Below are 19,278 nucleotides of genomic sequence, written 5' to 3'. Positions count from 1 at the left end.
TTCCCGCTAGTTTTATTTCTTATAAAAACAATATCTAACAGCGTCATCAGACCAGTTATTCATCAATTTGTCATCAAACTTTGACCCGCATCAGTTGCGTTTTGTGCGCTCAGCAGTACACTGTCCGCTGAAATTAGCTTACATGTGTAAGCCAAAAGGTAGTAGCATGGCCAACTTAGATTTTCATATTGTAAAACGCATTCGTGAGCAAATCGCCAAAGGCGGTAACAAAGCGGCGCTCAAACATAAAATCGATAGCGCGTGGCACAGCATTAGCTGGTCGCAATTTGGCGAGCAAATTGACGCTTTATCGCTCGCGTTACTTAATCGAGGTCTTGAAGTTCAAGATAAGGTTGGGATCTTCTCCAACAACATGCCTCAATGGACCATCACCGATATCGCTGCGCTGCAAGCGCGCTTGGTGACGGTGCCTATTTACCCGACGAATACGCCCGCTCAATCCGCGTATATTTTGCAAAATGCCGATGTTCGCGTGCTGTTTGTTGGCGAACAGGTCCAATTTGATGCGGCGGTGACGATTTTTGACACCTGCCCAATGCTCGAATTAGTCGTGACGCTTTCTGATGACATTGAACACGGCGATTTTGCCCACAGCTGTGATTGGCAAACGTTCATCGCACAAGGCAGTCAGACGTGCCAAGCGGCTTTGGATGAACGTCTGGCCGGTGCCAAAATGGATGACTTGTTAACCTTGATTTACACGTCGGGTACCACAGGTCAGCCTAAAGGCGTCATGCTCGATTACGCCAATATTGGTGCCCAGCTTGAAGGACACGATCAACGCCTAAGCCTTAGTGATAGCGATGTTTCGCTCTGCTTTTTGCCGCTGTCGCATGTGTTTGAGCGTGCTTGGACTTATTACGTACTGTATAACGGCGCAACGAACTGTTATCTCAAAGATACGCTGCAGGTGCGTGATGCATTAGGTGAAGTTCGTCCAACCGTCATGGCGGCTGTACCGCGTTTTTATGAAAAGATTTTTTCAGCGATTCATGAACGCGTATCTAAAGCGCCAGTCATTCGTAAGCTACTGTTTACTTGGGCTGTTAACATGGGCGCTCGTGTCGCGCTGTGTCACCAAGAAGGCCGAACGCCATCGTCTTTGCTGCGCCGTTCACACGCCTTGGCAGACAAATTGGTGCTGAGTAAGCTGCGTGCGCTTTTAGGCGGTCGCATTCATTTCATGCCGTGTGGCGGTGCAAAGCTGGATCCGACCATTGGGCGTTTTTTCCACGCTATTGGGGTTAACGTTAAGCTTGGCTACGGCATGACGGAAACGACGGCGACTGTATCGTGCTGGGATGATAAACACTTTGCTCCGGACTCAATCGGTATGTCGATGCCTGGCGCGGAAGTGAAAATCGGCGCGAATAATGAAATCCTCGTGCGTGGGCCTATGGTGATGCGCGGTTATTATAAGCTGGACCAAGAAACGCTAGATGCGTTTGATGAGCAAGGCTTTTTAAAAACCGGAGATGCCGGCCATATTGATGAAAATGGCAACCTATTCATCACAGATCGCATCAAAGAACTGATGAAAACATCAAATGGCAAATACATTGCGCCGCAGCACATTGAAGGCACGATTGGAAAAGATCACTTTATCGAACAGATTGCCGTGATTGCCGATACTCGAAAATTTGTCTCTGCGCTAATAGTGCCGTGTTTTGATTCATTAGAGACATACGCCAAAGAGCTCAATATTGCGTATCAAGACCGTCTTGAGCTGATTAAAAACCACCAAGTGATGGCGATGTTTGAATCTCGCTTAAATGATCTGCAAAAAGAGCTCGCTAAATTTGAGCAAGTGAAAAAATTCAAATTATTGCCTAAAGCTTTTTCGATGGACGATGGTGAGTTGACGCCAACACAAAAGTTGCGCCGCAAAGTGATTAATGATCGCTACCAAAATGAAATCGAAGAGATGTATCGCGATAACGCATCCAGCAAATAACGTCCTTTTCGATTCAATATTAAGCGCCCTGCAACTAAGCGTTGCAGGGCGCTTTTTTATCTCTTTGACGTTTCCTCAATAATTAACAAAACGGTTATTTTGAAGTTTTATGGCGTAAATGACGTTATGGTTTCATTGTCGTACTAAATTTGGGGTTAAATATGGAAATTTTGTCTATGACTTGTCAAAAAAAGAGAGGCGAAGTCTAAGATCTGAACCGTTTTCGCGTAGATCTTCAGCATTGAACGCGGTAGAGTGAAATCACGCTTGAGGTCGGTTATGACCGCTTCAAGACATAGCCGAAAGTGGAAGTATTTCGAATTAGGCTACAAATAAGCCCTAACTATGTAGACACTCGCCGATTGCGCTGACCGAGCGCATCATTGAGCGAATAAGGAGACGCGATGGAATGGTTATCCGGCGCAGAGATGGTAGTCCAATCTCTGATAGAAGAGCAGGTTGAGCAAATATTTGGTTACCCCGGAGGATCGGTACTGGATATTTACGATGCGTTGCACGAAAAAACATCTCAAATCAAACACGTATTAGTTCGCCACGAACAAGCAGCAACGCATATGGCCGATGGCTACGCACGGGCCACAGGCAAGCCTGGCGTGGTGTTAGTTTGCTCTGGACCTGGCGCAACCAACACCATCACCGGTATTGCAACCGCTTATATGGACTCGATCCCGATGATTGTCATCTCTGGGAACGTGCCAAACAACCTTATTGGTAATGATGCTTTTCAAGAGTGCGATATTGTTGGGGTCTCTCGTCCGGTGGTAAAGCACAGCTTTTTGGTTAAAAAAGCCGAAGACATTCCTGAAACAATTAAAAAAGCGTTTTACATCGCGACCACAGGCCGCCCCGGTCCTGTGGTGATTGATTTGCCAAAAGATGTGCTTAATCCACAAATTAAACTGGCGTATCAATACCCAGAAACGTTGACGATGCGCTCTTATAAGCCAACCACATCCGGCCATAAAGGGCAGATCAAAAAAGCGCTCAAAGCGTTATTAGCGGCAAAGAAACCGGTGCTTTATGTCGGTGGTGGCGCGATCATTTCAGAAGCTGATAAGCCGTTATTGCGCCTTGCTGAAGCACTCAACTTACCTGTAGTCAGTACCTTGATGGGCTTGGGGGCGTTTCCTGGAATGCACGCCAATGCACTGGGTATGCTGGGCATGCATGGCAAATATGAAGCCAATATGGCGATGCACAATGCGGATCTTATTTTTGGGGTCGGTGTCCGTTTTGATGACCGTACCACCAATAATTTGGAAAAATATTGTCCCGATGCCAAAGTGATCCACATCGATATTGATCCTTCTTCGATCTCCAAAAACGTTCATGTTGACCTGCCTATTGTGGGCTCTGCCGACAAAGTGTTGACCACCATGGTCGCACTGCTCGAAGAGCAGGGTGAGACTAACGATCGTGAAGCACTTGAAGCCTGGTGGCAATTGATTCGAACGTGGCAAGAACGTGATTGCTTGGCGTATCAAACCGATCCTGAGCGAATCAAACCACAACAAGTGATAGAAACCTTACATCGCTTGACACAAGGTGATGCTTTTGTCGCTTCAGATGTGGGTCAGCACCAGATGTTTGCCGCGCTTTACTACCCATTTAACAAACCGCGTCGCTGGATCAACTCGGGTGGACTGGGCACCATGGGCTTTGGGCTGCCCGCAGGTCTTGGGGTTAAATTTGCGTTCCCCGATGAAGAGGTGGTTGTCGTGACAGGCGATGGCAGTATTCAGATGAATATTCAAGAGCTGTCGACCGCACTGCAATATGCGATCCCCGTGAAAATCATCAACCTTAATAATCGATTCCTCGGTATGGTTAAGCAGTGGCAAGATATTATCTACCAAGGTCGTCATTCGAATTCATACATGAGTTCGGTGCCAGATTTTGCCGCGATTGCAGAGGCTTATGGTCATGTCGGCATTCGCATTTCATCGCCAAGTGAGTTGGAGTCAGGATTGGCGAAAGCACTTGAGATGAAAGATCGATTGGTGTTTGTTGATATTAATGTTGATGAAACTGAGCATGTGTACCCGATGCAAATTAAAGGCGAAGGGATGGATAAAATGTGGCTGAGTAAAACGGAGAGAACCTAATGCGACACATAATTTCATTGCTTATGGAAAACCAACCGGGTGCGCTATCTCGTGTGGTGGGGCTATTTTCTCAGCGTGGGTACAATATTGAATCTTTGACGGTCTCGCCGACCGATGATGACACTTTATCGCGACTCAACATCACCACCAAATCGAGTGAGTTGCAGCTAGAGCAAATTCAAAAGCAGCTGCATAAGCTTATTGATGTGCTTAAGGTTCAAGAAGTGTCTGAGCTTGAACATATTGAGCGTGAGTTGATGCTGGTTAAGGTCAAAGCCAGTGGTTTTGCTCGAGCTGAAGTAAAGCGAACCGCCGATATTTTCCGAGGTCAGATTGTCGATGTGACCGCTTCTCAGTACACCGTACAGTTAGCCGGATCGGGCGACAAGTTGGACGCATTTTTAGCCGCATTAAGTGAAGTGACGGATGTGATTGAAGTGGCGCGAAGCGGTGTGGTCGGCATTGCTCGAGGTGAACGAGCGCTGCGCGCATAACGATTTGTTGGATTAAAAATAAAAACCCAATGAGTCAGTATCATTGGGTTTTTTTATTTGAAACACATCGTTTAAATAGGCCATTGTCAAACACCTTACCTCAACATAAGGCGTTTTTGACGCTTAAGCTGCGTGAGCTTGTACGCTTGATGTAATTTGCATTAACGACGTTTCAAGATGTTTATCCAGTAATGCGATAGCTTCATCTGGCTTTTTCGCCAACACCAGTTTCATAATTTGTTCGTGCTCTTCGAGTTCGCATAATTGAGCGGCATCGCGTGACAACGATTGAGCGGCGAAATGACGATAGCGTTTTACTTGGCATAACACATCATTGAAAAACTCAAACATCAGTTTAGAGCCTGAACCTTCTAACAATGCGGAATGAAATGAGTGGTGTTTCTCTTCCCAATCAATCCAATCGATACTGTAAGCATCTTGTTTAATGCGCGATAATTTGTGGAATGAGGTCAATACGGCAAGCTCCCAGCTCTCATCGCCCGTTTCGATGGCTTTACGTAATAACACGCCAGAGACCACGCGCAAACTTTCGTACAGTTCATGCAATTCAATTAAGCACAATGGCGCAACCCAGCACCCTTTTTGAGGTGCGAGTTTGACATATTTAATCCAAGAGAGTTCGACAAGAGCTTCGCGAATTGGAGAGGCACCAACGTTGTATTTCTCTTTCAGATCAGCAACGACCAATTTTTGATTTGGCTTCAGTTCACCCATCAAAATATCATTTCGAATCATTTGGGCGACTTTATTGGCAAGAGTTGGGCTTGACACAGAAAACCTCACATTACATCCATTAACATATTCTTCCTAGCTTCGCCGCAAAGTGTGCAACGAAGTGCAATAATAGTACGAGTGTTCGTGATGTAACGCAATTGATTTCATAAAAAAAAGAGAGCCAGCGCTCTCTTTTATAAAAATGTTAAATTTGTTACTGTATCTTATAGAACGTGAACTGACGCAGTGTTGGTAGTGCCAGAAGCAACAAGTGCGCCTGAAACCATAACAACGATGTCACCTTTCTTGCCTAGACCAGACTCAAGCGCAATTTGCTTACCGTTGATGTAGAACGCATCAGTGCTGTCGATAGAGTCAACAAGAACAGGGCGAACACCTTTGGTTAGAACCAACTGCGCTGCAGTTTTCTTGTTGGTAGTCAGTGCAAGAATGTTTGCAGTTGGGAAGTACTTACGTACTGAACGAGCAGACTTGCCGCCTTCAGTTGCAACAACGATAAGTGGAGCTGCTAGTTTCTCTGCTGTGTCTACCGCGCCTTTACATACCGCTTCAGTGATACGTAGACGTGGGCTGTCTAGGCGAGAACCCAATTCAGCTTTTAGAGCGCCATCAGTACGGTTAGCGATTTGAGCCATGATGGTAACCGCTTCAACAGGGTATTTACCTTTTGCTGTTTCGCCAGAAAGCATAACTGCGTCAGTACCGTCCATGATCGCGTTCGCTACGTCGCCCGCTTCTGCGCGAGTTGGACGTGGGTTTTTGATCATTGAATCAAGCATTTGAGTTGCAGTGATAACCACTTTACGTGCGCGGTTACATTTCTCGATCATCATTTTCTGAGCAAAGATAACTTCTTCTGCTGGGATCTCAACGCCTAGGTCACCACGAGCAACCATGATACCGTCAGAAAGCTCTAGGATCTCATCGAAGTTATCCACACCTTCTTGGTTTTCAATTTTAGAGATGATTTGAATGTCTGCGCCGCCATGAGCTGCAAGCACTTCACGGATTTCTTTTACGTCAGCCGCTTTACGGATGAAAGAAGCAGCAACGAAATCAACGCCTTGCTCACAACCAAATTTAAGGTCGTTTTTATCTTTTTCAGATAGAGCAGGTAGGTTAACTGAAACACCAGGTAGGTTAACACCTTTGTTCTCACCTAGAGCACCGTTGTTCAGTACTTTACATTTAACTTCAGTCTCAGTAGTCGCAACGACTTCCATCTCGATAAGACCGTCGTCAACCAAGATAGTGTTACCAGCAGCAAGATCTTTAGCAAAACCTGGGTAAGTTACCGCTACGATGTCTTTGTTACCAACAACAGTAGTGTCAGTTGTGAACGTGAATTCTTGACCTGCAACTAGATCAACGTCGTCGCCGTTTTCTAGTTTGATAGTGCGGATTTCAGGACCTTTAGTGTCAAGAAGAATTGCAAGTTGTTTACCAGTTGCTTCCATAACTTTGCGGAAGTTGTCGATGCGAGTGCCGTGTTCCGCGTAGTCACCGTGAGAGAAGTTAAGACGCATAACGTTCATGCCAGCGTTTACAAGCTCAGTTAGCTTCTCTACAGATTCAGTTTTCGGGCCAATCGTACATACGATTTTGGTCTTTTTCATGGAAGATACTCTCCGGTCAATATAGTTACAATTTGAAAGTCTATTGCTTGAGACTAAAGCGTACTGGTGACCCGTTGTAAAGGGTAGTTTAGCCCGGGGTAAAACCTCAACGAGCGGCCGCTTTAGATCTGAAAGTCTTTCATCAAGTTTAGTTACTAAATGACTAACTTGATGGGGTTACATGCCGCACTTCTGTGATTTAAGCCACTTTATATGCGGATAGTTGCAAATAAATAACAGCGGGTTTTGTAATTTACTTTCTTTTCGCGGGCAAATTCTACCACCGAATTACCGTGATATCACTGTTTAAGATTTGTCTTAGAACAAGGTTTTGATGCAATTATTAATTTTTTGCAGCGAAATAAATGGCGCAGCATCTTTTGAATCGGTTAGAATAAATTTCGAATCGAAACTTTGAGTCTGCACCAGAATGTCAAAACGAAATACTCAACTAAGACGACACGCAATTTCAGCGCTGGTTAATGAGCTTGGCGAAGTCAGTGTCGATGCGCTGGCTCAGCAATTTTCCACCTCAGAAGTGACAATTAGAAAGGATTTGGCCTCGCTGGAACAAAATGGTCAACTGTTACGCCGTTATGGTGGTGCCATTGCTTTGCCGACGGAAGTGGTGCAAGACGAATTAGCAAAAAATGTTTCGACTCGAAAGATTGAATTGGCAAAAGCGGCAGCATTATTGATTCGCGATCACAATCGAATCGTGATTGATAGTGGCAGTACCACCGCCGCATTAATTCAGCAGTTGAATGAGAAACGTGGATTGGTGGTGATGACCAACTCGTTACATGTTGCCAATGCGCTGAATGAATTAGAAAGCGAGCCGACATTATTAATGACAGGTGGCACGTGGGACGCTCACTCAGATTCATTTCAAGGCAAGATCGCAGAATCTGTGTTGCGAGCCTATGACTTTGACCAGCTTTTTATCGGTGCAGACGGTATCGATCTCGAGCGCGGCACAACCACCTTTAACGAATTGGTTGGCCTAAGTAACGTGATGGCCGATGTCTCGCGTGAAGTTATCGTCATGGTCGAGTCGGAGAAAATCGGCCGTAAAATTCCGAATCTTGAACTTGCTTGGCAACACATCGATGTCTTAGTCACAGACAGCGATTTATCTGCCGAGCAAAAATTACTTATTGAGGAACAGGGCGTCAAAGTGATTTGCGCCTAATTTATTATCTGGCTGTCGTGCACTTGATGTTTTTGCTTGCTGATTAAGTCCCCAAACAACGCTAGGTGGCATGGGGACGGGTGTCACGACAACGAAATTAAAAATTAAGGGAGAGCCCCATGTGTGGAATCGTTGGCGCCGTTGCGCAGCGTGATGTAGCAGAAATTTTAGTCGAAGGTTTACGCCGTTTGGAATACCGCGGTTATGACTCAGCCGGGGTTGCCATCATTGATGGTGACTCAAACCTTACGCGTATTCGCCGCTTGGGCAAAGTTCAAGCGCTCGCTGATGCGGTTGAAACCGCGCAAGTTACGGGTGGCACAGGTATTGCCCACACGCGTTGGGCAACGCATGGCGAACCGTCTGAAATTAATGCACATCCTCACATGTCAGGTGACATCGCAGTGGTGCACAATGGCATTATTGAAAACCACGAAGCGCTTCGAAGCTTGTTGCAATCGCGCGGCTATCATTTTGAATCACAAACCGACACTGAAGTTATCGCGCATCTTGTGGCTTGGGAACGTCGCAGTGCTAGCTCACTGCTTGAGGCTGTGCAGAAAACTGTTGCGCAGTTGGAAGGTGCGTATGGCACCGTGGTGCTTGAGCGCACAGATCCAAGCCGTTTGGTTGTTGCACGCTCTGGCAGCCCGATTGTGATTGGCTTAGGCGTGGGTGAGAACTTTTTGGCCTCTGATCAGTTGGCTCTGTTAAACGTTACGCGTCGTTTCATTTACCTTGAAGAAGGCGATGTTGCTGAGATTACCCGTCGCGAAGTGAATGTGTTTGATGTTACTGGTGAACAAGTGACACGCGATGTGATTGAATCGAATGCCGAGCATGACGCGGGTGACAAAGGCCCTTACCGTCACTTTATGCAAAAAGAAGTTTATGAGCAGCCGACGGCATTGATTAACACGATGGAAGGTCGTTTAACCGCCGATGCGGTGATCACCGAATCCATCGGTGTGAACGCGCCTGAGATCCTTAGCAAGGTTGAGCACATTCAAATTGTCGCTTGTGGCACCTCTTATAATGCAGGCATGACCGCACGTTACTGGTTTGAGGATATTGCTGGTGTGAGCTGCGACGTGGAGATCGCTTCTGAGTTTCGTTACCGCAAATTTGTCACTCGACCAAACAGCTTGTTGATCACCTTATCCCAATCGGGTGAAACGGCAGACACGCTCGCAGCTCTTCGCCTAGCCAAAGAAAAAGGTTACATGGCGGCAATGACCATTTGTAACGTTGCTGGTTCATCTTTGGTGCGTGAGTCTGACTTTGCCTTTATGACACGCGCAGGCGTTGAAATTGGTGTCGCCTCAACAAAAGCGTTCACGACTCAGTTATGCGCTTTACTCATGCTAGTCACAGCATTGGGTAAACAGCAAAATCGTATTAGCCGAGAGCGTGAAAAAGAAATTGTTGAAGCTTTGCATGCGCTGCCAAACCACATTCATGATGCCTTAACCTTTGAGAAAGAGATTGAGGCGCTGGCGACTGATTTTGCAGACAAGCACCATACGCTCTTTTTAGGTCGCGGCGAGTTTTATCCTATTGCGATGGAAGCGTCATTAAAACTCAAAGAGATTTCCTACATTCATGCGGAAGCCTACGCAGCTGGTGAGCTTAAACATGGACCACTGGCGTTGATTGATGCAGATATGCCTGTCGTAGTAGTAGCACCAAGCAATGACCTGTTGGAAAAACTTAAATCGAATATCGAAGAAGTGCGTGCTCGCGGTGGGCTCTTGTACGTGTTTGCTGATGAAAAAGCGGGTTTTGAAGCGGACGATACAATGAAAATCATCACCATGCCGCACGTCAGTGATATTACAGCTGCAATTTATTACACCATTCCAATGCAGTTATTGTCTTACTACGTTGCCCTAATTAAAGGCACGGATGTCGATCAGCCGCGCAACTTAGCTAAAGCCGTGACCGTGGAATAAACCGCAGTAGGATAACGTTTTTACTAAGCGTCTTAATTTTTATTTTGCGCTTGTAGTCATTCCCCTCATTAATATGAAAATATTGTTTTAATGATTTGATATACCCAGTGCATCGATTGATGCATTGGGTATATGTTCGCCTCTCTTGACGTGACAGAGTTGTTAGCTGGCTATCATTACATAATTGGTCGATGATCAGAGTCTTTGACCATTTGCCACCTGCCTGCATTTTCAAGTTATTTCGATATGACTTTTTTCTATTTTAAATCTTTCTTTTTTTTATGCGACTGTCTATTGCAACCCACGGATTTGTTCACAGCTAAAATTGTTAACCATTATTCGATTTGCGAATGTAACTTTTTGATACATCTTCATTTTAAATTCATTTGGCAGGCAAATAGATATGAAAAACACATGCGACATAAAAATAATGACAGATGAATAGTTGGTGAATTGATATGAGTTTGTTGGTGGTGTGAGCTATTTGTTGGATATAAATAACTCAACTTTTAAGATAAATATAATGTCAGTGCAAATAATTCATAAAAGAGTATGTAAAATATAAAGTTAGCTCGATTTTATATTTTGAAGTGGAAATTTGATCATTGTCATTATTTTAATATTATTTATTATGAAATAAATAAAACTGAAACAAATGTGCGTACAGATGTTTGCTGTAATTTTCTTTTAAAACAGTAAGATAAACAAAACGATTAGTTCGATAAAAAAGCGTTAACCTTACGATAAAATTCCGTTCTTATTGGTGTCTTTCATTTAATTACGTCCTTGTGGCATATTCAAATTAAATAATAAAAATATAAATAATTTATGTGTTAGCTTAACAAGGATTTAACATGATTTCGCTGTCGATTAAAAATAAAATCATTGCACTCTGTTTACTGTCATTAATGGGTTTTGTCAGCATACTTTACGTCGCAAGTCAGACCCTTTCTGATAATACATTGCAAGTGACAAAAATCGACAAAGTGTATTATCCGGAAATGAACTCAGCATCACTGAATCGTTTTTTGCTGAGTCAACTTGCTGAGCGTTTTAATTTGGCCGTGACGCTTGGCGATATCGAGCTACTGGAGATGAACCGAGCAACCTATCAACAAATTGTTGATAATTTAGAATTGCAGCAGCAGCTGGATAAAGATTTGAGCAATGAGATTGTTCAGCTTCGTTCTCAGTTGCAACGTTATTTTGATCAAGCGTTTGCCATGGCTCGCGGCATGATTGAAGGTACGATTAATTTACAGCAAGCCTCACAGACCGCTGTAAAAAATAATACGTTGCTAGAGTCAATTACTGACCAGATCAACCGTTTTTCGGAAGATCGCGTTACGGAGTTTGAAGCCTCAGTGGATACTCTTGAACGTGAAAATAAACAGTCTGCTCGTCTAATGAATACCCTTGGTGTGATTGCTTTAGCATTGATCGCGTGTGTCGGTGGTTTTGTCGTACGTGGGATCAAAAATGATCTAGCACGAATTAGCGATAAGATGAGAGACATTGCTGAGGGCGATGGTGACCTCACCGTCCGTCTGGTGCACGATAAAAATGACGAATTAAATGGGTTGGTCAATTCATTTAATAGTTTTGTGGAGAAGTTGCAAAATAACGTCACGAATACCATTGATAACGTGGGAAAACTAGACAGCATTTCCAATTCGCTCGTGGAATCAAGCCATGAAACGAGTGCACTTTCTACTCGCCAATACGCAGCGATTGACGATGTTTCTCATGCGTTAAGTCAACTATTTGAAGCGGCTCGCCATATTGCACAAAACGCAAATGATGCATCTAGCTCTGCCAACAGCGCACGTGAACAAGCGTTGACGGGTGATGAGCAAGTGAAGAGCACCATCTTAGCGGTTCAAGAGCTAACGCAAGATGTGCAAAATGCCTCGGAATTGGTGCAGCGTTTGAACGCCAGCGCGCAAAGTGCCAGTTCGATTTTGGATGCCATCAGTGCGATTGCTGAGCAAACCAACTTACTTGCTTTGAACGCCGCAATTGAGGCGGCTCGTGCGGGAGAGCAAGGCCGTGGATTTGCCGTGGTGGCCGATGAAGTTCGTACACTGGCTTCGCGCACTCAATCTTCTACTCAAGAAATTCACAGCGTATTGCAGCAGTTGCAAGAACAAACCAAACAGGCGTCAATGCTGATCGGTGAAAGTGCCGAAAAAGCACAAGGCTGTGTTGAAAAGTCGTTGGTGGCTGAACAATCGTTACTGCGAATTACCACAGATGTGTCTGAAATCAGTCAGCGCAACGAATTAATTGCTTCGGCAACCGAGCAGCAAGAACAAAGCTCTTCAAGGCTTGAATCTACGATCAATGATATCAAGGTGATGGCACAAGGTACGGCAAGTAGCGTCAGCCAGCTTGACCAAGTAGCGAAAGATATCAACCACATTACGTCTAACTTAACTCAACTGACGAGTGTCTTTAAAGTGAGTTAGGCGCAATTTCACTGATAGCGACGATGACATTCTGAATTAGCGTAAGGTGGGTAGCCAAGCGCTTCAGGATTGAATTGTCGCGATTCAGTTATCATGGTGGCGATAACTTGCCATCACTCTCCTTGACCCCATTTTTAATCACCACCTTATCCGTCGAATTGCGATTGGGCTCCTACCATTTCGCTATCAACATGAGGGGGTTGCGCGTGCGCGTCATTTGCTTGAGAGCATGACATATCATCGGCATAAATGACCGAGTGAACGTGATGAAATGATGCGTTGCTGCGTTGATTTAAATGTGTGGCTTCAAGGTATCGGTATTGTTCTCTAGTTCTTTGAATTCGATGAGATGTTTGACACTCGTTGGGCGTTTGCTCGCATCGTTAATAAGACAAGAGAGCGGCATAAAAATAACAATCAATATTTTTGGAGTTAAACATGAGAAAAACAGTGTTAGCTGCTGTAATGGCGAGCGCCGCTTGTGGTGCAACGACGTTTGCTAACGCCGCGTCTTTAAATGATATCCGCATTGGGGGATTTGGTTCTGTTGGTGTAGGTTATGCTGACAATGATGTTGGTTACGCTGGGCACTATGAGAAAGTGGGTTATAAGCATGACACATTATTTGGTTTGCAATTTGATATGCAAATTAATGATCGTGCCAGTGTGACCACTCAGGTTGTTGCTAATGGTCGTTATGATTTTGAGCCTGCGTTTGAAGTGGCGTACTTAAGTTATGAGTTTGATAACTTTACTATGCGTGGCGGTAAGATTCGTACACCGTTTTACATGTATTCTGATTATCTTGATATTGGCTACGCTTATCCAATGTTGCGTCCAAATCAGGAAGTATATGAAAACATGATTGTTATTTCGAGCTTTACCGGTATTGATGCATTGATTCCTATTGACATCGCGGGGACCACATTACAGTTGCAGCCGTTTGTGGGACAAAGTCAAGTAGAAGAGCGTGACAGTGGTATTTTTGGTCACCAAACCAATTTGAAAGATGTCATGGCATTGGCTGCCACTTGGTATGGAAATGATTGGGTTATCAGTGGCTCTTTTGGAGAAGCAACAACAGAAGCCATGTCTGATAGCAATCCATTGAGTTTGGTTAACCTATTTGAAATGAACAAAGAGCAGACCGCAACGTTTACAGCGTTTGGGGTTCAATACAATGATGGCGATTGGTTGTTCAATGCAGAAGCAATGTGTATGGAATTGACCGGTGCATTCTACGATTTTGAAAGTATTTCTGCGGTATTGGGTTATCAAGTAGGCAGCGTTATGCCGTATATTTCGGCAGGAACAGTGTCAACAACAGACAATAACGATCGATCATTGTTTCCAGAATACTTAAGAGAATATGAACGCACTTCTTATTCTGTTGGTTTTCGCTGGGATTACGCCAGTAATGTTGCGGTTAAATTTGATACCACTTACGCCGACTTCCATGGCGCAACTGGTGGCTTCATGACGAACTTTACTGAGGATGACACTATGGTCTACTCAGCGTCCGTTGATTTTGTGTTTTAAGGAGCCACTATGAAAACTTTGTCTACTTTGCTTGCTGCATCGTTACTGTCGTTTAATGCCTTGGCGGGAATCGTGGTGCTGGGTCACCCTTCAGGTGTTGATGCTTTGTCGCAAAATGAGGTGCAAAACCTCTTTATGGGCAAATCAACCAAACTGAGCAATGGTGCCAATGCACAAATCGTTGAATTAAATGACGGTGCGGCGGGGCGCATTGCGTTTCACCAAGTTGCAACGGGTCGCAGTGAAGCGCAAATCCAATCTGGCTGGGCACGTCTGGTGTTTACCGGTAAAGCGCAAGCGCCTATTCAAGTTGCAAATGACGCTGCGGTAGTAACAACGATTGCAGGCAACCCTAACGCCATTGGTTATGTTGATGAGTCTGCGGTGACCGCTGACGTTAAAGTATTGCTACGTTACTAAATGCGTAAGACACCCACGATGCAGACAATGTATCGTGGGTGTCTTTTATTCGCAGGGAATGAGCTTCAACTGATAGCGATCTTGAGTAAGTGTTGCATCGGTATATTGAAGATAACAATTTTGATTGATAAGGCTTGGCTCACCTAGGTCATTATAACTAAGGTTCTTGGTTGAAGTGATATATATAGTGTAACTCTCATCATCTTCTCTAATTACTCCCCAGTCTTTCACATTTTGATGATCCTGATTGATCCCCTCAACTAAAATACTCAAGGTGTAATAATCGGCTTCAGGGTAACCATGGCGAAAAATACAGCGTTCGCCGCAGCCCTCGATAGGGATTTCATCTTCTTTACTGTATAGATAGTTTTCATCCTCTAATCCGTGAATGGCGAGTTTTTGATAGCCTAAAGCCAAGCCTGACTCCACGGCCCCTTTTAACTTTTCAAGCGCGGCGTTTTTCGCATCGGTCTGCATTGCCAAAAATCGTGGTGCGGCGGTGAAAGCAAGAATGCCCAAAATCACAATTACCACCACCATTTCGATAAGGGTAAAGCCATTTTTTTTCATTGATTGATCTATTGCATCATTTCAGTTTATTTCGACTCTTTATTATCGAGCATTTCGCACGCCATTACCTTGATGTTACTTGGATATACACTAATTAATTAAGTAAAAGCATTGAGTTAAGTGATCTGGTGCCTTTGGCGCAGGTCGTCGAGAATTTCAAAAAAATGAGTAAAGTCATCTATGGTTAAATAATAAAGAATCGATTTAGGGGAAATTCGATGTGCGGAATAGTAGGCGCTGTGGCGCAGCGTGATGTCGCCGATATTTTGTTAGAAGGATTACGTCGCTTGGAATATCGCGGCTATGACTCTGCGGGTATTGCAGTGGTTGATGGCGATCAGCAGTTGGTTCGTCTAAGGCAAGTGGGAAAAGTTCAGGCACTGGCCGATGTGATGAAAAATCAATTGCTGCCAGGTGGAACCGGGATCGCGCATACTCGCTGGGCGACCCATGGCGAGCCGAGTGAAGCCAACGCGCACCCTCATGCATCGAGTGGTCATATTTACGTGGTGCATAACGGTATTATTGAAAACTATCAGATATTACGAGAATCGCTGCGTGAGCGAGGTTACCTTTTCACATCCGAAACCGATACCGAAGTGATAGCGCATTTGGTGGCATTTGAGCGTGAAAGTTCCGACTCGTTACTGGAAGCGGTGCAGCGAACAGTCGCGCAATTGGAAGGGGCTTATGGCACGGTTATTTTAGACAAACGCGAGCCCGAACGTCTTGTGGTTGCGCGCTCGGGTAGCCCTTTGGTGATTGGCTATGGTTTAGGTGAGCATTTTGTTGCCTCAGATCAGCTTGCATTGCTGCCTGTGACACGACGTTTCGCCTTTCTAGAGGAAGGGGATATTGCCGAGGTTACGCGCTTTTCGGTGCAAATTTACGATAAAACGGGTGCGGCTGTATCGCGCGAGATTCACGACGCTGAAATGAGCTTTGATGCTGGCGATAAAGGCGAGTATCGGCACTATATGCTTAAAGAAATTCATGAGCAGCCAGCGGCCATTCAGCGCACCCTTGAAGGGCGCATCAGCCAAGAGCGCATTGAAGTGACGGCATTTGGGCCGCAAGCGGCGGAATTTTTAAGCCAAATTGAACACGTACAGATCATCGCGTGCGGCACCAGTTACCACGCCGGATTGGTTGCGCGATACTGGCTGGAGCAGTGGGCGGGCGTGTCGTGTAATGTGGAAATCGCTTCTGAGTTCCGTTATCGCAAGTCTTATGTTCATCCCAACTCGCTGTTTGTTACTATCTCCCAGTCTGGAGAAACCGCCGATACTCTAGCCGCACTACGGCTTGCTAAGGAGATGGGTTATAAAACCACACTAACGCTCTGTAATGTTTCCGGTTCGTCGTTGGTTCGCGAGTCTGATATGGCGTATATGATGCGAGCTGGCGCGGAAATTGGCGTTGCGTCGACGAAGGCGTTTACGGTGCAGCTCTGTGGCTTAATGTTACTAACGGGATTGATTGGTCGTTATAACGGAATGACCACCGAGCAAGAAGCCGCGATGGTGGATGCGCTGCATCAATTGCCAAATAAGCTGGAACAAACGCTCTCAATGGCGGTGGACATTGAAACCTTGGCAGAGGAGTTTGCCGACAGACATCATGCGCTGTTTTTAGGACGCGGAGAGCAATCGGCAATTGCTATGGAAGGCGCGCTTAAGCTAAAGGAAATCTCTTATATTCACGCCGAAGCATACGCCGCAGGCGAACTGAAGCATGGGCCATTAGCCCTGATTGATGCACACATGCCAGTGATTGTTGTTGCGCCAAACAACGAATTATTGGAAAAGCTCAAATCGAATGTCGAAGAAGTGCGCGCCCGTGGTGGATTGATGTATGTCTTTGCCGACTCACAAGCCGCGTTTGCCAGTGACGCTACCATGCGAGTGCTTGATGTTCCTCATTGTGATGCGTTGATTGCTCCGATTGTTTATACGATTCCACTGCAACTGCTATCGTACTATGTGGCGGTGATCAAAGGCACGGATGTCGATCAGCCACGCAATCTGGCCAAAAGCGTTACAGTGGAATGAGGCGTTACAGTGAGCGTATGCGCTGATAATGCGTTTGAACGAGGTTGCCAAGCACCACGTCACTCTTAGCCACCTCAAAATAAAGCGGCGCATCGAGCTCGCCAGACAACGAAGCGCCGCCGCCGAGTAAAATCGGGAATTGAGTGATCACCATTTCATCAATGAGATCGAGTTTGAGAAAGTTCTGAATCGTAATGCCGCCATCAATATAAAATTGGTGGAACCCCTTGGCATTGAGATCGGCTAGCACATCAGGCAATGCGCCGTTGACTAAAAAGACCTTATCTTCAAGCTCCTCAGGCACTGTAGTTAATGTGTTACTCAGAACAAAAACAGGCTTTGAATACGGCCAATCACAACCAAAACTCAGCACAACCTCAAGTGTGTTGCGACCCATAATGAGAGCATCAACCCGCTCCATTAAGGCGAAAAATCCGGTGTCGATGTTATCAGGATTCGGGACCGAGTGTAGCCATTCGAGGCTGCCATTTTTGTCGGCAATATAGCCATCAAGGCTGGTGGCGATAAAAACAATATTCGTCATAAAGATCTCGCTTTTGGCAAAGAATTTCACGGCGCTAAAGGGTGCATTATTATTTATTCTACAGTGTAGAATAAAAGTGTAGCGAGAAGCATCAATGGCTGTCAATGAGAAGACGCGCGGTCGCCCTCAAAAGGCGCGCGCGCAATTAAGTGAAGCGCGAATTTTAGCCGTTGCAAAAGCGTTGATGAAACATGATGGTAAAGTACCAAGCTTGCGTGAGCTTGCGCGTCAATTTGATGTCGATCCGATGGCGATATACCACTATTTCAACAACAAAAACGCATTGTTAGAAGCGTTGACGGTGGCACTAGTGGATGAGATTTACCAGCCCAAACTGAGTGAAGATTGGCAGCAAGAATTGAGGCGTTTGAGTCTCAGTTACGTCACATTGTTGCGAGACTATAATGGGTTACTTCAGACTATGTTGAGCATGTCATCAAACGGGCCAGCGTCGGTGTTTACCGCTCGTTATCAGACAATTATTGCGCCACTTGGGTTGCCAACGGCTGTGGCGCGCACAGGTTTGCATTTACTGGTCGATTACCTTCATGGTTTTGCGCTTTCGGTCAGTTGCTCTCACGATTCAAGCTTGCTAACGGATGACATGCTAACTGGTCCACTGGCGCTCATTTGTCATGGATTGCTATCGTATCCAACCGCAACGCATTCCTAATAATACCCAAACAACTTGGAGTTGCAGGTAGGCGGCAAACGAACAAAGCTTCTGCGCACTTCGTGAACATAGACAAACTATGTGATGAGCTTTGTGAGAGCCAGCCCCTTAATTTTTTAAACAAAAGCCCTGCAGCTTCAAGTGGAACGGGTATAAATGACATAAATTAACCCCTTCTCTTATTACACCCACGCTTTCGATGAAGACTATACTTTTTGAACCTTTAACGATGTTTCAGCGAGCAATAAAGAGGGCTTATGGATTACCAAGATAACGAGTTAGTGATTGATACTAAAGCGCATATTGAATTGAGTGAGAGCATTGCCGTACCTTATACCAAAGCCGTTGCCACGCGTTTATTTAGTGCAGAAGGTGAGGTCTATTGGCGGCCGAACTGGGTGGCGACATTGCTGCTGGGGGATGGTTACCAGGTTGGGGATCTGTTTGCTAACGCTGATGGTACTTTGTATCAGGTGGAGCAGTACGATGAAGCTCTTGGCCGAATTGTTTATACCCGCATGGAGTCAGGGATCAGCGTTGGCACTGTTACCGTCTGCATTAGTGAACAAGAAGAGAAAACCGAATTATCCCAAGAAACCTCCTTGGTGCAATTGACCTATCGGCTGACGGCAATCAGTGATGCGGGGACGGTTAGGCTTCAAGGCATGAGCTCTGCCACGTTCGCCGCCGAGTTAGCGACGTGGCAAGAGGATATTGTGGCGCGTGAAGATGTGATTCATGAATGGCTTAACGGTAATGGGCGATACACGTAATGGCTATAGATGGCTATATACATCCAGCTTGTCATTGATAACAATTATGTCACTAATAGTTGATATATATTAATGAATCAAATTTGTATATTGTTTAATAATCATCCTTAGTTTATTAAATCACAGCGC

Annotated in this window: 15 protein-coding genes; 11 read left to right on the top strand and 4 right to left on the bottom strand. The window is 45.2% G+C overall.

Features of this window, described 5'->3' with window-relative positions; translation table 11 throughout:
- Positions 1-166 precede the first annotated feature (166 nt).
- From HGP28_RS05575 to ilvN, 3 genes are all read left to right on the top strand, one after another.
- Complete coding sequence (locus HGP28_RS05575) at positions 167-1,975, top strand: AMP-dependent synthetase/ligase (protein WP_168835471.1); 1,809 nt, start codon at positions 167-169, stop codon at positions 1,973-1,975.
- Between the two features lie 404 nt (positions 1,976-2,379).
- Entirely contained in the window at positions 2,380-4,101 is a 1,722-nt protein-coding gene (locus tag HGP28_RS05570; protein WP_168835470.1) for an acetolactate synthase 3 large subunit, read from the top strand.
- Complete coding sequence (gene ilvN, locus HGP28_RS05565) at positions 4,101-4,595, top strand: acetolactate synthase small subunit (protein ID WP_168835469.1); 495 nt, start codon at positions 4,101-4,103, stop codon at positions 4,593-4,595. Before HGP28_RS05570 ends, ilvN begins: the two co-directional genes overlap by 1 nt.
- Before the next feature lie 123 nt (positions 4,596-4,718).
- Here ilvN and HGP28_RS05560 read toward each other — a convergent pair whose 3' ends face one another.
- Both HGP28_RS05560 and pykF read right to left on the bottom strand, forming a co-directional pair.
- The gene (locus HGP28_RS05560) at positions 4,719-5,399 is read right to left on the bottom strand and encodes a GntR family transcriptional regulator (protein WP_343033813.1); all 681 of its coding nucleotides are present in this window, start codon (positions 5,397-5,399) and stop codon (positions 4,719-4,721) included.
- Positions 5,400-5,554: 155 nt separating this feature from the next.
- Positions 5,555-6,967, bottom strand: coding sequence for a pyruvate kinase PykF (gene pykF, locus HGP28_RS05555; RefSeq protein WP_168835467.1), 1,413 nt, complete (start codon positions 6,965-6,967; stop codon positions 5,555-5,557).
- A 430-nt stretch (positions 6,968-7,397) separates the two neighbouring features.
- On the opposite strand from pykF, the gene HGP28_RS05550 reads away from it, so the two are divergent.
- The 5 genes from HGP28_RS05550 to HGP28_RS05530 all read left to right on the top strand — a co-directional run bounded on the left by HGP28_RS05550 (position 7,398) and on the right by HGP28_RS05530 (position 14,538).
- A complete protein-coding gene (locus tag HGP28_RS05550) occupies positions 7,398-8,159 on the top strand; it encodes a DeoR/GlpR family DNA-binding transcription regulator (RefSeq protein WP_168835466.1) in 762 nt (253 codons plus the stop codon).
- 119 nt (positions 8,160-8,278) lie between these two features.
- Positions 8,279-10,111 carry a glutamine--fructose-6-phosphate transaminase (isomerizing) gene (gene glmS, locus HGP28_RS05545; protein ID WP_168835465.1) on the top strand — a complete coding sequence of 611 codons (1,833 nt, stop codon included), beginning with the start codon at positions 8,279-8,281 and terminating at the stop codon, positions 10,109-10,111.
- A 1,001-nt stretch (positions 10,112-11,112) separates the two neighbouring features.
- Positions 11,113-12,579, top strand: coding sequence for a methyl-accepting chemotaxis protein (locus HGP28_RS05540; RefSeq protein ID WP_246225591.1), 1,467 nt, complete (start codon positions 11,113-11,115; stop codon positions 12,577-12,579).
- Positions 12,580-13,017: 438 nt separating this feature from the next.
- Positions 13,018-14,118 carry a hypothetical protein gene (locus tag HGP28_RS05535; RefSeq protein ID WP_168835463.1) on the top strand — a complete coding sequence of 367 codons (1,101 nt, stop codon included), beginning with the start codon at positions 13,018-13,020 and terminating at the stop codon, positions 14,116-14,118.
- Positions 14,119-14,127: 9 nt separating this feature from the next.
- Positions 14,128-14,538 carry a type 2 periplasmic-binding domain-containing protein gene (locus tag HGP28_RS05530; RefSeq protein WP_168835462.1) on the top strand — a complete coding sequence of 137 codons (411 nt, stop codon included), beginning with the start codon at positions 14,128-14,130 and terminating at the stop codon, positions 14,536-14,538.
- 45 nt (positions 14,539-14,583) lie between these two features.
- Here the strand turns inward: HGP28_RS05530 and HGP28_RS19340 are convergent, their stop codons facing one another.
- On the bottom strand, positions 14,584-15,108 hold the full coding sequence (locus HGP28_RS19340) for a type II secretion system protein (protein WP_168835461.1): 525 nt from the start codon (positions 15,106-15,108) through the stop codon (positions 14,584-14,586).
- 218 nt (positions 15,109-15,326) lie between these two features.
- Between HGP28_RS19340 and glmS (HGP28_RS05520) the strand changes: the two genes are divergently transcribed.
- Positions 15,327-17,159: a glutamine--fructose-6-phosphate transaminase (isomerizing) gene (glmS, locus tag HGP28_RS05520; RefSeq protein WP_168835460.1), complete on the top strand. Its 1,833-nt coding sequence runs from the start codon at positions 15,327-15,329 to the stop codon at positions 17,157-17,159.
- 4 nt (positions 17,160-17,163) lie between these two features.
- On the opposite strand, the gene HGP28_RS05515 is transcribed toward glmS (HGP28_RS05520), so the two are convergent.
- On the bottom strand, positions 17,164-17,703 hold the full coding sequence (locus HGP28_RS05515; protein WP_168835459.1) for a dihydrofolate reductase family protein: 540 nt from the start codon (positions 17,701-17,703) through the stop codon (positions 17,164-17,166).
- 94 nt (positions 17,704-17,797) lie between these two features.
- Between HGP28_RS05515 and HGP28_RS05510 the strand changes: the two genes are divergently transcribed.
- Together HGP28_RS05510 and HGP28_RS05505 are read left to right on the top strand one after the other, a co-directional pair.
- Complete coding sequence (locus tag HGP28_RS05510; RefSeq protein WP_168835458.1) at positions 17,798-18,376, top strand: TetR/AcrR family transcriptional regulator; 579 nt, start codon at positions 17,798-17,800, stop codon at positions 18,374-18,376.
- A 257-nt stretch (positions 18,377-18,633) separates the two neighbouring features.
- Entirely contained in the window at positions 18,634-19,149 is a 516-nt protein-coding gene (locus HGP28_RS05505; protein WP_168835457.1) for a hypothetical protein, read from the top strand.
- Positions 19,150-19,278: the final 129 nt, after the last annotated feature.

Origin of the sequence: Vibrio agarilyticus (assembly GCF_012641465.1) — a bacterium.
GTDB classification, from domain to species: domain Bacteria; phylum Pseudomonadota; class Gammaproteobacteria; order Enterobacterales; family Vibrionaceae; genus Vibrio; species Vibrio agarilyticus.
Note: the sequence above shows the minus strand (reverse complement) of the source record. Positions and strands in the feature narration are given on the sequence as shown.